Source organism: Pseudomonas sp. IT-P74 (assembly GCF_949768175.1).
GTDB lineage: Bacteria > Pseudomonadota > Gammaproteobacteria > Pseudomonadales > Pseudomonadaceae > Aquipseudomonas.
In genome coordinates, this window is record NZ_CATKQD010000003.1 from 220,688 (window position 1) to 232,105 (window position 11,418).

Genomic DNA, 11,418 nt, shown 5'->3' on the forward strand with positions numbered 1-11,418 from the left:
TGTAACGGGCCGATTCATAGCGCTTCGTAGTTGACGATGAACTCGTCGGGCACATCCGGCCCCCAGAGGTACAGCGAATCCTCTGGTGGGTGGTTGCCGGCTTCCCACTTGACACCCGCCGGGACGAAGTCGATATCGCAGGAGTACTCGCTGTAGCTGCCCCATGGGTCGCGCACGTAATAGAAGTAGTTGGAACCCAGCACGTGCCTGCCGAACCCCCACCCTTGCTTCCAGCCTTGGTCAGCCATGCGCATGGCACCGAGGCCGACTTCGTTGATTGACGCGACATCCCAACTGCAATGGTGGAAGCCAGTGGCTTGCGACTGCACGAAGGCAACGGTGTGATGGTCAGCGCCGTGCACGGTGTGCATGAAGGCGACAACGTGTTCCGAGCGATCCGACAGGCGAATACCCAGCGCGCGTTGGTAAAACCCGATGATGCGCGCCAGGTCCGGGGTGAACAGCATGATGTGCGACAAGCGCCGCGGCCGAACTGGCGGTGCGTGACGGCGATAAGGTGACCCACGCTCACCACCGCTGGCACTTTCGAAACTGACGGCGGGCTTGCAATCGGGCGTGACCTTGGCGGCAAGCCGCACCTCGACCTGCGTGCCATCCGGGGCGACGAAGCGGAAGCCTTGGTCGGCGAGTGGTGACACTTCGCTCCCCTCGGCCTCGACTTGTGCTCGCAATGCGGGCAGATCCTCGGCGTAGGCACCAAAAGCGATATGCCGAAGCTTTTTGCCGGGGCCGTTGTGAAGGTAGGCCCACGGGTGCGGATCACCGAAAGTACGTAGCACCAACGCTCCGTTCTCTTCGCGCGCATCCAGGCCAAAGCAGGTGTAGAAATCCCGGGCAGTGTCCAGGCAGGGTACATCCAGGGCGTAGTGGTCCAGCGAGTGGACTCCCAACGGGCGGGGCGAACCGTCCAATGCCTTGTCGGACAAGGTCATTACGTATTCCTCCAACTGTCGCGGCCTGCATCGGGCCGCTTTCTTGTTGTCGAGCCATGCCGGGTCGGCATGGGCTGTTCTGCCTCTACGCTTCGTCAACGACCGGGTTGACCAGCTTGCCGATACCTTCGATCGACACCTCAACCATGTCACCCGGTTTGAGGTAGACCTTGGGGTTCATGCCGAAACCGACACCGGCCGGGGTGCCGCTGACGATGACGTCGCCCGCTTGCAGGGTGACCGCTTCGCTGAGGGTGGAGATGACGGTCGCGACGTCAAAAAGCATGTCATTGGTATTGGCGGATTGAACGACTTTGCCGTTGACCCGGGTCTCCAGCAACAGGCCCTTGCCACCGGCAGGGAGTTCGTCGGCGGTGACCAGATCCGGGCCGAATGCACCGGTATCGTCAAAGTTCTTGCCCACGGTCCATTGCGGCGATTTGAACTGGTAATCACGTACCGAACCTTCATTGAACAGCGCGTAGCCGGCGACGTGCTCCAGGGCTTGGTCTTTCGGGATGTGGCGACCGCCGCTCTTCAAGACCACGGCCATTTCGCCTTCGTAGTCCAGGGTGTCGGATATTTTTGGACGAATTAGCGGTTTGTTGTGGGCGGTCAGGCTGCTGTTGAAACGCGGGAAGAGCGTCGGATAGTCCGGCTGGGCATAGGGAGATTCCTTGGTGTGATCCGCGTAGTTGAGGCCGACGCAAATGATCTTCCCCGGTTTACGCATCAGCGGCAGGTAGTCCTGTTCACCGATTTCAACAACAGGCCCCGGGGCGTTCGCACCGTAGGTGGCCAAATTCACGCCACGCTCAAGCAGGGACTCCAGCGTCTCTTCGCCCAGCACTTTGACGCCATCGGCGGTGCGTACGCCCAGTACGGCGCGGCCCTGATGGTTGAAGTAAACGTATCGCATGGGGTGAACCTCTTGTTGTGGTTGTTTGGGTTGGAGCGACCACCAGGACACGGCGGTTTGTAGGACAAAAAGCTAACGCCATAAAAATATAACGTCAACAAAAAATATATTTTAAGGGTATTTTCTATTAATCCTGCCCCTGTGTATGATTTGGCCATGACCCGTCGCAGGATGATGTTTTCCCATGAATCAACCCGAACAATGGCCCGATAGAAGCGAGCCCCTTGAAAAGCGCACCATGGCGTCGCAGCTGGAGGTGCGTGTTCGCCTGGACATCATCAATGGCCGGCTGGTACCCGGTAGCCGATTGCGGCTCAAGGAACTCGCGGACTTCTACGAAGCCGGCGTAATTCCGTTGCGCGAGGCGCTATCGCGATTGGCGGCGACGGGATTTGTTGACGCGGAGGATCAGAAGGGTTTCAGCGTTGGGCGCATTTCCGCGCAGGAGATCCGTGACATCACGGACACGCGTCTGCATATCGAGTGCAGGGCGCTCGCATTATCGATCAGTCAGGGCGATGTAGAGTGGGAGAGCAGGGTGCTCGCGGCGCACCATCGCCTTGATCGTTTGCCGGTTATCGAGGGCCCAGAGCGCCTTCTCAAACCCGAGTGGGAAATCGCCCACGACGCCTTTCACAAAGCACTATTGTCCAGCTGCGGCTCATCTTGGCTGTTGCGTTTTGCCGCAACGCTGCGCGACCAGACGGCGCGTTATCGTCTGCTCTCCATGCATTACGACGACAGTGAGTCACGCGACGTAAGGGGCGAGCACAAGAGCTTGCTTGACGCTGCTCTGAGTAAAGACGTCAAGGCTGCCTGTGAGATCCTCTCTGCGCACTATGAAGAAACTACTCAGCGTGTACTGAGTCATGAGTTGCTTCAGGGCAGTACAGGTTCGGCGAAAACTCGGAAAGTCTGACAGGACAAGGATCCGGCGCCAGGCAATCGCACGGCCTAGCGCCCCTTCGGCAACAACCCGTTGGTGAAAATGGAAATGGTCTCTGTGATCAGGTGCGCCCTTTCCGATTTCGATGGGCACTTGCCAAGCCCGAGGAGACAACGCAGTTGCAGGTCGCCTGTCAGCGCATCGAGGAAAATCTTTGCGCGGGTATGGGCGTTGCCCGGGGTGATCAGCCCGGCCTCTTCGGCCCAGTTGAAGTACTCGGCCAGGCAGTTGTAAGCCGTTGCTGGTGCTGCGTCAAAGAACGACTGCGCTGCCTCCGGAGCACGCAGCGCTTCGGCAACAATCAGGCGGTGCAGGGCGATGGTGCGAGGTGAAAGCACCACATCAAGGAAGATCTTCGCAATGGTCGACAGGGCATCTTGCAAGGGTTGTTGCTTGAGATCCATGTGGGTGAGGGGGCTGACATTCTCTGCACAGAGCTGCTCGATAATCGCCGAAAACAGTCCCTCCTTGCCGCCAAAGTAGCTGTAGATCGTACGCTTTGAGCCACCGGTTTTCGCAATAAGCCCATCGACGCTGACCCCGGAGTACCCATCCGTCAGGAACATGTCAGTCGCTACTTTGAGAATGCTTTGCCGCTTTGCTGCCTGTTTGGGGGTAGGGGTTTCCATGTGGCTCGGGTATTCCTGAAAAGTACGCTGCGAAGTTCGCCATAGCGTACGCCGCTCCAGGTGTGCCTTCCAGCCGGGCAGGTGTGCTTCGACCGTTTAAATCAGCCAAAAAATTTACAAAAAAAGATGTTCACCACTCTTGACCAGCTTTTCGTTTGGGTGCACCTTTCGTCGTAAGGGTACGGTAACGTACCGTACCATCACGCCAGCAAATAAGAACAATAGAGGTACAGATCATGCGTTTTGTACAATTCGTGGAAGGCACTTCCAAAGGCCTGGGTATTGAGCAAGATGGGGTTCTGCGCGGTTTGAATGAAAATGATGCCGGCTACCCGGGCTCGCTCCACGAGCTGCTCCAGGCAGGCAAGGGCGCATTGAAAACCGCCCACGAGCGCTTGAGTGATGCGCGTTTGCTTGATCCGTCGACAATACGTTACCTGCCACCTCTGGAGCGTCCGAGCAAGATTGTCTGTGTCGGCTTGAACTATGCCGATCACACCAAGGAAAGCCCGTACGAGCAGCCGTCCTACCCAACCTTTTTTCCTCGTTTCACCTCAAGTCTGATTGGCCATGGCGAACCCATCGTTCGTCCCCGTGTCTCCGAACAACTGGATTTCGAAGGTGAACTGGCGGTCGTCATTGGTACCGGTGGCCGGCACATCGCCAAGGATCGTGCGCTGGAACATGTCGCCGGTTACGCGATTTTCAATGAAGCTTCAATCCGCGATTACCAGTTCAAATCGCCGCAATGGACGATCGGCAAGAACTTCGATGCCACGGGCGCATTTGGCCCGACATTCGTCAGTGCCGACGAATTGCCGCCAGGTGCCAGCGGCCTGAGGTTGGTAACTCGCCTCAATGGTGTGATCGTGCAGCAGGGCAATACCGCCGACATGGTTTTCAGTGTCGTCGACCTGATTGCCATCCTCAGTGAAGCGGTCACCCTGGAGCCCGGTGATGTCATCGTCACCGGCACGCCTGCGGGGATCGGCTGGGCGCGTCGTCCGCCGCTGTTCATGAAGCCTGGTGATCTGTGCACCGTAGAAATCGAAAGGCTCGGCATGCTAAGCAATTTGATCGCCGACGAGCATTCACCGGCCTGAAGCCAAGCATCTGCCTTACTTTCGAGATTGCGGAGTAACTGCCCCGACTGCACCTGGGGGAGACCGCCGAGACTGCTATTCATAGTGGCCAACTTTCTTGCGAATTGCTTTGCAGTTCTCGGACTCGGCTGCCTTCAAATCGACCGGTCTGTTACTCGGTTTAATTGAATGGTGAGCTCGCAAATACTTGGCCAGGCAGCCTTCACCTTTGCTGATGGCCCTTTTTAGAGACAGCACTCTGAAAGCGGCCGAGGAGGAACTATTGTGTTGCAGATAAAAGACATCAACCACGTCGTCTACCGTCACCCCGATCTCGCGGTGATCGAACGCTTCCTGACCGATTTCGGCCTGGTCGTCATGCATCGAACCGAACAACGGCTGTACCTGCGTGGGGCCTGTTCGCTGCCCTATGTGTATATCGCCGAGAAGTCCGAACACAGCAGCTTTGGCGCCATCGCGTTCGCTGTCGAGAGTCTCGACGACCTGCACCAGGCAACACAACTGCCAGGTGCGTCAACCATTCACGCATTGGAAGGGCCAGGGGGGGGGCAATATGTCGCGCTGCATGATCCGTCCGGCCGCCGGATCGAGTTGGTCTACGGCATTGAACCGGTGGGGTCGTTAACCCTGCGCGCGGCGTTGACCCTCAATTCGGCGCAAGAGAAACAGCGCTTCGGCGATGTGCAACGCCCCGATAAAGGTGCCGCGCAGGTGCTGCGTCTCGGGCACGCGGCAATCGGCGTACAGGACATGGTCGCGCATCTGGACTGGTACAAGCAGGTGCTGGGCATGCTGCCCTCCGATCTGGTGGTTGAAGAACCCAATCGGGACTGCCCGGCTGCCGCCTTCCTGCGATTGAACCGTGGGAGTGCATGGACCGACCATCACACCATTGCACTGTTCCAGGCGGAAAAAGACTTTGTCCATCACGTTTCCTACGAGGTTCAAGACTTCGATGCGCAGTGCCTGGGACATGCCTGGATGACCCAGCAAGGCTGGTCGCCATTTTGGGGGGTGGGCCGGCATGTGCTGGGCAGCCAGATCTTCGATTACTGGAGCGACCCGTCCGGCAACCTCATCGAGCATTTCACGGACGGCGACTTGTTCAACCAGGACTCACCGGAAGGCTTCACCCAAGCCTGTGACGATAGCCTCTATCAGTGGGGGCCACCGATGTCGGTGGAGTATTTCCTTGGCGGCAAGTGTGAAACGCAACAGACCGGAGCTCGGTCTGCGGCGTCCCGCCAGCGGCGCAATTGATCTTTCTCAAAAGGACCGATGCCATGAACAAAGCAATGACCGAGCAGGGGCTCGACCTGCTGTTTCGCCAGGCCCGCAGCCAGAACGGCTGGCTCGATAAAACAGTGAGCGATGACACTCTCAAAAACCTGTACGACTTGATGCGTTGGGGACCGACCAGCGCTAATGGTTGTCCGGCACGTATCGTGTTTGTGCGCAGCGCCGAGGCTAAACAGCGCCTGCTTCCGGCGCTGAGCGCCGGCAACGTCGAAAAGACGTTAAGTGCACCGGTGACGGCCATCATTGGATACGACACGCTATTCCACGAGCAATTGCCCAAGCTGTTTCCACACAACCGCGGCGTGCGCGATTGGTTCGCCGGGCAGCCGGAGTTGATCGAGTCAACGGCGCTGCGCAACAGTTCGATGCAAGGTGGCTACTTCATCCTTGCGGCGCGTGCGCTGGGGCTCGACTGCGGACCCATGTCCGGGTTTGATCATCAATGTGTGGATCAAGCGTTTTTTGCCCCTGACACCGACCGGCCGCCTGCCTTTGCCGGCATGCAGATCAAATCAAACTTCCTCTGCAACCTCGGTTATGGCGATACCGGCAAGTTGTTTGCACGCAGCCCACGCCTCGAATTTGAGGAAGCTTGCCTGCTCCTGTAGCTGACTACGCATCCGTAAAACCAGTAAATCCTCCAGCCCGACTGATTGCGCGCTGCGACACATCGCGCCCGATCCATCGGACTGGCACAACAACAAAAATAAGGAAAACCACGATGAAATCCATTTCGAAATGGCATGTGCTTGTCGGCGGCTTCCTGGCGTATCTGTTCGATGCCATGGAAATCATCCTGCTGACCATCGCGCTGCCGGTGATCCGTCAGGATCTCGGCCTGAGCTTCAACGAGGCCGGCATGCTCGCTTCGGCGACACTGCTGGGTATCGGTTTTAGCAGCATCACCACCGGCTGGTATTCCGATAACTTTGGACGGCGCAAGGCGCTGCTCATATCGCTGATTGTGTTTGGTGTACTGACCACCCTGGTTGCAACTACCCACAGCTGGGCCTTGCTCCTGCTGCTTCGCTTCCTTTCCGGGTTAGGGCTGGGTGGTGTCTGGGGAATTGTCTCGGCCTATGTGACGGAGACCTGGCCTGCGCATCAGCGTGCAAGAGCGACTGGTTTTGTGCTGAGTTCCTTCCCGATCGGGGCTGCCATCGCGGCAATGGCCGCGGCAAGCTACCTGCCGGACTGGCAGATGTTGTTTATGGTGGCGGGAATCTCGACGCTGATTCCTGTGGCCTACCTCTTTTTCTTTGTTCCAGAATCCCGGGAATGGCAGGAACAGAAGGCCAAAAGCCTTGCCAGCCCCAAGCTGCATAGGCGCGTCTCGGTCAGCGAAATCTTTTCCCTTGAACTGCTGCGGCTGACCCTGTTGGGTACCCTGGCAGCCAGTTGCGCAGTCATCGGCTTCTGGGGCGCGAGCACTTGGTTGCCGACCTACCTGGTGCAAGAGCGTGGTCTGAACATGGGCATGATGGCCAATTTCATGGCGATCCTGAACATCGGCGCGTTCATCGGGATTAACGCGTTCGGCTTCATTGCCGACCACATCGGCAAAAGAAACGCTACGTTGCTTTCGCTGCTGGGCAGTGCTGTCATGCTGTCGATTTATGCCCTGACCACACAGAACGCCATCCTGTTCTGGCTGGGGCCGGTCTATGCCTTCTTCTATGCTTTTGCCAGTCTGTTCGCGTCGTACTTCAGCGCCCTTTACCCCACCCGGGTACGCACTATGGGTGCCGGCTTCTGCTTCAACTTCGGCCGCGGCCTGGCGGCGTTTGCCCCGTTACTGTTGAGTGGTATTGCCACCAGTTACAGCCTGGCATTGGGGTTGCTGGTTTGCGCAGGCTTCTTTGCCTTGGCAGCGATCACCATGTTCTTCATGCCCCACGCGGAAATCCCCCAGGTAAATCCTGCGCAAAGTGCGCCATTGGGAACCAGCCATTTGTAGACGAGATTACTCATTCGGTCATTCCGCTATTCGCGTACGCGATCAACTGCCAAGCACGGAGTTTCAAGCATGTTAGAGCAACACATAAAACAACACATTGAAGCACTTGAAGTACGCCGTCGTCAGGCGATGATCGATTTGGACATGGACTTTCTGGAAGGCATCTATACCGACGATCTTACTTATAGCCACTCCGATGGTAAGAGCGATAGCAAGAGTGGCTATCTTCAGGGAATGCGCGCAGGGATCTGGCACTATCGAAGTTTCGAAAGCCAGCAAGAGCGCATTCGTATGGTAGGAACCTGCGCCGTCATTACCGGGTTGATCGACATGGATGTGATTATTCGGGGTGAGCCCATGCTATTGAACTCGCGCTATATCAGTCTCTGGAGAGAGGGCGGCGCTGGTTGGCAGATGATGGCCTGGCAGTCCACTCGATATTCCAAAGCTTGAAGTTGGTTTGAATGCGCAACTGTTTCACGGTCTGCGCCCGACAGTTTTTAGTCACTAACAATGCATTTGATCGTTTGATCCCGGTCGTTATCGCTAATCGGGCACGGCACGCTCATGCCTGAAATCCATAGCGCTGGAAGCACTGTTGATGCGGCCGACCCACGGCCGAACTCATTGGAATCTTGACCATGTACGTACAACAACTACAAAAAACGTATTTCAAGGCACTTCTGGCTGCTGGCGTAATGAGCCTGGCCACGACTAGCGTAAACGCCAAGGAATGGAGCGATACCTTTGTCGGGTTTCGCTATGGTACCGACTTCACCGAACCCAGCGTGCGGGGTAAGGTCCAGAAGGAGATCTACCAGCTGGGTCATGTCAGCGGCAATGACACAGGTTCCAACTTCTTCAATCTGGATGTCCTGAAGTCCGACAGTAATGACCCGAAGAAGGACAGTAACTCTGGTGCGACGGAAGCCTACCTGGTCTATCGCCATCAACTGTTTCTGAGCAAGGTCTTTGACCGTTCAATGGCTTTCGGTCCGGTCAAGGAAGTGGCGCTGAGCAGTGGGGTCGAACTCAACTACAAGAACACCGAATTCGCGACCCGTAAGCGCATGCTGGTGGTGGGTCCGACACTCAAGTTCGATGTGCCCGGATACCTGGATATCAGCCTGCTTTACGCCATTGAATGGAACCATTGTGGGTTGAACGCTTGCCAGACCGAGAACATTCAGTTTGATCCGTATTACGTGCTGCACATGGTGTGGGGTTTCCCATTTCAGATGGGCAGCGTGCCGCTCAAGTTCCAGGGGTTCGCCAGCTACAAGACGCAGAAGGGCAAGGATTACTTTAAACAGGATACCGGCGAGGAAAGCCTGGTTCGTGCTTCGTTGATGGTCGATGTGGGGCAAATGACCTTCGGCAGCAAGAACAAACTGCTGATCGGGCCGGGCTACGAGTACTGGAAACACAAATATGGATCTATCAACAAACCGGGTACCGACACCTACGCACCCACAGTGCATCTTGAGTGGCACTTTTGAACCGACCCGCCTAGTGCTGGCGACCCCTGTTCAACGCGTTCGCTGACCAGGCAGTAACTGCTTCCTTTTTGCTCCCTTGGTTGGAAGCGGTTTTAGGCGCCCTGGTGGCGCCTTTTTTTGGGTGCGCCAGGTATAGCGCGTTGCGCGCAAGCGCAACCAGCTTGGCTGTGGTGGCCACGCTGGTGACTTGGAGGTGAAAGTCCTCTACACACCCGGCAAGGGGAAGTGTTAGCCAGAGGCAAGGGTGTCGCGGGCGACCGCGAATCTGAAGGAAGCCCGAGGCAAAATGCTGGCCTGACGAACAGGAAGCGGATAGAGGCGGCGCAGCGGGGTAAGACGGCCCAAATCGTCAAAGCCCAATACTTGCACGGAACGCTGTGACGTAAATCCGACAGGCATAAGCAGGAAGGTCGCGCGAATTACCCTGGGAGATCTGCACGTTTGCCACTGTGCTACCGAGCGTCGAGAGGCGACGGGATGAACGTGCAGAAGTCAGCCGAAGCCGTAGTAAGTGACGAGTAACTCCGTCACCAAGGGCCGAACAGGTTATGCCGTCAGTAGGCGTCAGAGTCTCGTTGAATACCGAAATGCAGAAATTTCTCCCAGAGAAGACTGTCACTCCGAGTCCCGGACAGAATCCGAGGATGACGGCTGACAGCGCACAGGTAACAGCGGCGTCTGTGACGTGGGCGAACGCGGAGCCGGACACGCTGATGGAGCGGGTGCTTGCACCGACCAACCTCAAGCGTGCGTATCACCGCGTGGTCAGCAACAAGGGTGCGCCGGGTGCCGATGGCATGACGGTCGACGAATTGGCAGGCTACGTTAAACAGTATTGGCCGATCCTCAAGACTCGGCTGCTGGCTGGCGAGTATCACCCGCAAGGTGTGCGCGCCGTCAACATCCCCAAACCCAAAGGCGGTACAAGGCAGCTGGGCATTCCCTGCGTCGTGGACCGCCTGATTCAGCAGGCTTTGCTGCAACAGCTCACGCCGATCTTCGATCCTCTGTTTTCGGACTACAGCTACGGCTTCCGTCCGGGCAGAAGCGCTCATCAAGCCATCGAAACCGCTCGCGGCCATGTGGCGGCGGGACACCGCTGGTGCGTGGAACTTGATCTTGAAAAGTTCTTTGATCGAGTTAATCACGACGTTTTGATGGCCCATATAGAGCGTCAAGTCGACGACAAACGAGTGCTCAGGCTGATCCGCCGTTACCTCGAGGCCGGGATCATGTCGGGAGGTATCGCTAGCCGACGGCAAGAAGGGACGCCGCAAGGCGGCCCACTGTCGCCGCTGCTGGCAAATGTGCTGCTGGACGAAGTGGATCGGGAGCTTGAACATCGAGGTCATTGCTTCGTGCGCTATGCCGACGATGCGAACGTGTATGTTCGCAGCAAGAAGGCCGGGCAGCGAGTGATGGCCTTGCTCAAGCGTCTGTATGAAAAGCTGCACTTGAGCGTCAACGAGAGCAAGAGTGCGGTGGCGAGTGTATTTGGTCGCAAATTTCTGGGCTACGCGTTCTGGGCTTCTCCACAAGGCGTCAAAAGGACAGTAGCGGTCAAAGCGCGTCAGCGCTTCAAACAGTGCATCCGCTGGTTTACCCGGTGCTCAGGTGGCCGCAGCTTGCAACAAGTTGTCGACCGATTAAGGCCCTACATGCTTGGCTGGAAGGGGTATTTCGGCTTGTCGCAAACTCCCAGAATCTGGCGAGAGTTAGATGAATGGATACGACACCGACTACGAGCAATCCAGCTCAAGCAATGGCGGCGTAGTTCAACAATCTATCGAGAGCTACGCAGGTTGGGTGCAAGTGAGGCTACTGCTCGCAAAGTAGCGGGAAGCTCTCGCTGCTGGTGGCGCAATAGCGCTCTTGAACTCAACCGAGTGCTCGATATAGCGTGGTTCGACAGAACGGGTTTACCGCGTCTCTCCTGACCTCAATCTCTCGAACCGCCCGGTGCGGACCCGCATGCCGGGTGGTGTGGCAGGGGAACGGCCTATGAAGGCCGTCCCCTATACCGATTTTATAACGTTTTTACCCCTACAAAACGGTTGGCTTTCGGTGGAATCCTCACCGTTTCCGTTTTGGGCTAAAGCCAGCATGGCGCTCT

At 57.1% G+C, this 11,418-nt stretch carries 10 protein-coding genes and 1 pseudogene; 8 read left to right on the top strand and 3 right to left on the bottom strand.

What is annotated here, in order from left to right; genetic code table 11:
* Window positions 1–14 precede the first annotated feature (14 nt).
* Together ACM6J5_RS03620 and ACM6J5_RS03625 are read right to left on the bottom strand one after the other, a co-directional pair.
* Complete coding sequence (locus tag ACM6J5_RS03620) at window positions 15–953, bottom strand: VOC family protein (RefSeq protein ID WP_414927838.1); 939 nt, start codon at window positions 951–953, stop codon at window positions 15–17.
* 85 nt (window positions 954–1,038) lie between these two features.
* Window positions 1,039–1,872 (bottom strand): fumarylacetoacetate hydrolase family protein, encoded by an 834-nt coding sequence (locus tag ACM6J5_RS03625; protein WP_414927839.1) that lies wholly within the window; start codon window positions 1,870–1,872, stop codon window positions 1,039–1,041.
* A 184-nt stretch (window positions 1,873–2,056) separates the two neighbouring features.
* On the opposite strand from ACM6J5_RS03625, the gene ACM6J5_RS03630 reads away from it, so the two are divergent.
* Window positions 2,057–2,791 carry a GntR family transcriptional regulator gene (locus ACM6J5_RS03630; RefSeq protein WP_414927840.1) on the top strand — a complete coding sequence of 245 codons (735 nt, stop codon included), beginning with the start codon at window positions 2,057–2,059 and terminating at the stop codon, window positions 2,789–2,791.
* A 35-nt stretch (window positions 2,792–2,826) separates the two neighbouring features.
* On the opposite strand, the gene ACM6J5_RS03635 is transcribed toward ACM6J5_RS03630, so the two are convergent.
* The gene (locus tag ACM6J5_RS03635; RefSeq protein ID WP_414927841.1) at window positions 2,827–3,447 is read right to left on the bottom strand and encodes a TetR/AcrR family transcriptional regulator; all 621 of its coding nucleotides are present in this window, start codon (window positions 3,445–3,447) and stop codon (window positions 2,827–2,829) included.
* A gap of 236 nt (window positions 3,448–3,683) precedes the next feature.
* On the opposite strand from ACM6J5_RS03635, the gene ACM6J5_RS03640 reads away from it, so the two are divergent.
* The 7 genes and pseudogenes from ACM6J5_RS03640 (at window position 3,684) to ltrA (ending at window position 11,310) form a co-directional block, all read left to right on the top strand.
* On the top strand, window positions 3,684–4,550 hold the full coding sequence (locus ACM6J5_RS03640) for a fumarylacetoacetate hydrolase family protein (RefSeq protein ID WP_414927842.1): 867 nt from the start codon (window positions 3,684–3,686) through the stop codon (window positions 4,548–4,550).
* Between the two features lie 264 nt (window positions 4,551–4,814).
* A complete protein-coding gene (locus tag ACM6J5_RS03645; RefSeq protein ID WP_414927843.1) occupies window positions 4,815–5,810 on the top strand; it encodes a 2,4,5-trihydroxytoluene oxygenase in 996 nt (331 codons plus the stop codon).
* A gap of 23 nt (window positions 5,811–5,833) precedes the next feature.
* On the top strand, window positions 5,834–6,457 hold the full coding sequence (locus ACM6J5_RS03650; protein ID WP_414927844.1) for a malonic semialdehyde reductase: 624 nt from the start codon (window positions 5,834–5,836) through the stop codon (window positions 6,455–6,457).
* Between the two features lie 113 nt (window positions 6,458–6,570).
* Window positions 6,571–7,806: an MFS transporter gene (locus ACM6J5_RS03655; protein WP_414927849.1), complete on the top strand. Its 1,236-nt coding sequence runs from the start codon at window positions 6,571–6,573 to the stop codon at window positions 7,804–7,806.
* Between the two features lie 69 nt (window positions 7,807–7,875).
* The gene (locus ACM6J5_RS03660; protein ID WP_414927845.1) at window positions 7,876–8,259 is read left to right on the top strand and encodes a nuclear transport factor 2 family protein; all 384 of its coding nucleotides are present in this window, start codon (window positions 7,876–7,878) and stop codon (window positions 8,257–8,259) included.
* A 188-nt stretch (window positions 8,260–8,447) separates the two neighbouring features.
* Window positions 8,448–9,305 carry a hypothetical protein gene (locus ACM6J5_RS03665; protein ID WP_414927846.1) on the top strand — a complete coding sequence of 286 codons (858 nt, stop codon included), beginning with the start codon at window positions 8,448–8,450 and terminating at the stop codon, window positions 9,303–9,305.
* A gap of 548 nt (window positions 9,306–9,853) precedes the next feature.
* Window positions 9,854–11,310 (top strand): annotated as a pseudogene (ltrA, locus tag ACM6J5_RS03670) (group II intron reverse transcriptase/maturase).
* Window positions 11,311–11,418 lie beyond the last annotated feature (108 nt).

Excerpts from the sequence above, each read along its gene's own strand:
- ACM6J5_RS03630 (WP_414927840.1), top strand. The coding sequence starts at position 2,057 with ATGAATCAACCCGAACAATGGCCCGATAGAAGCGAGCCCCTTGAAAAG.
- ACM6J5_RS03625 (WP_414927839.1), bottom strand. The coding sequence starts at position 1,872 with ATGCGATACGTTTACTTCAACCATCAGGGCCGCGCCGTACTGGGCGTA.
- ACM6J5_RS03665 (WP_414927846.1), top strand. The coding sequence starts at position 8,448 with ATGTACGTACAACAACTACAAAAAACGTATTTCAAGGCACTTCTGGCT.
- ACM6J5_RS03655 (WP_414927849.1), top strand. The coding sequence starts at position 6,571 with ATGAAATCCATTTCGAAATGGCATGTGCTTGTCGGCGGCTTCCTGGCG.
- ACM6J5_RS03635 (WP_414927841.1), bottom strand. The coding sequence starts at position 3,447 with ATGGAAACCCCTACCCCCAAACAGGCAGCAAAGCGGCAAAGCATTCTC.
- ACM6J5_RS03660 (WP_414927845.1), top strand. The coding sequence starts at position 7,876 with ATGTTAGAGCAACACATAAAACAACACATTGAAGCACTTGAAGTACGC.
- ACM6J5_RS03650 (WP_414927844.1), top strand. The coding sequence starts at position 5,834 with ATGAACAAAGCAATGACCGAGCAGGGGCTCGACCTGCTGTTTCGCCAG.
- ACM6J5_RS03640 (WP_414927842.1), top strand. The coding sequence starts at position 3,684 with ATGCGTTTTGTACAATTCGTGGAAGGCACTTCCAAAGGCCTGGGTATT.
- ACM6J5_RS03620 (WP_414927838.1), bottom strand. The coding sequence starts at position 953 with ATGACCTTGTCCGACAAGGCATTGGACGGTTCGCCCCGCCCGTTGGGA.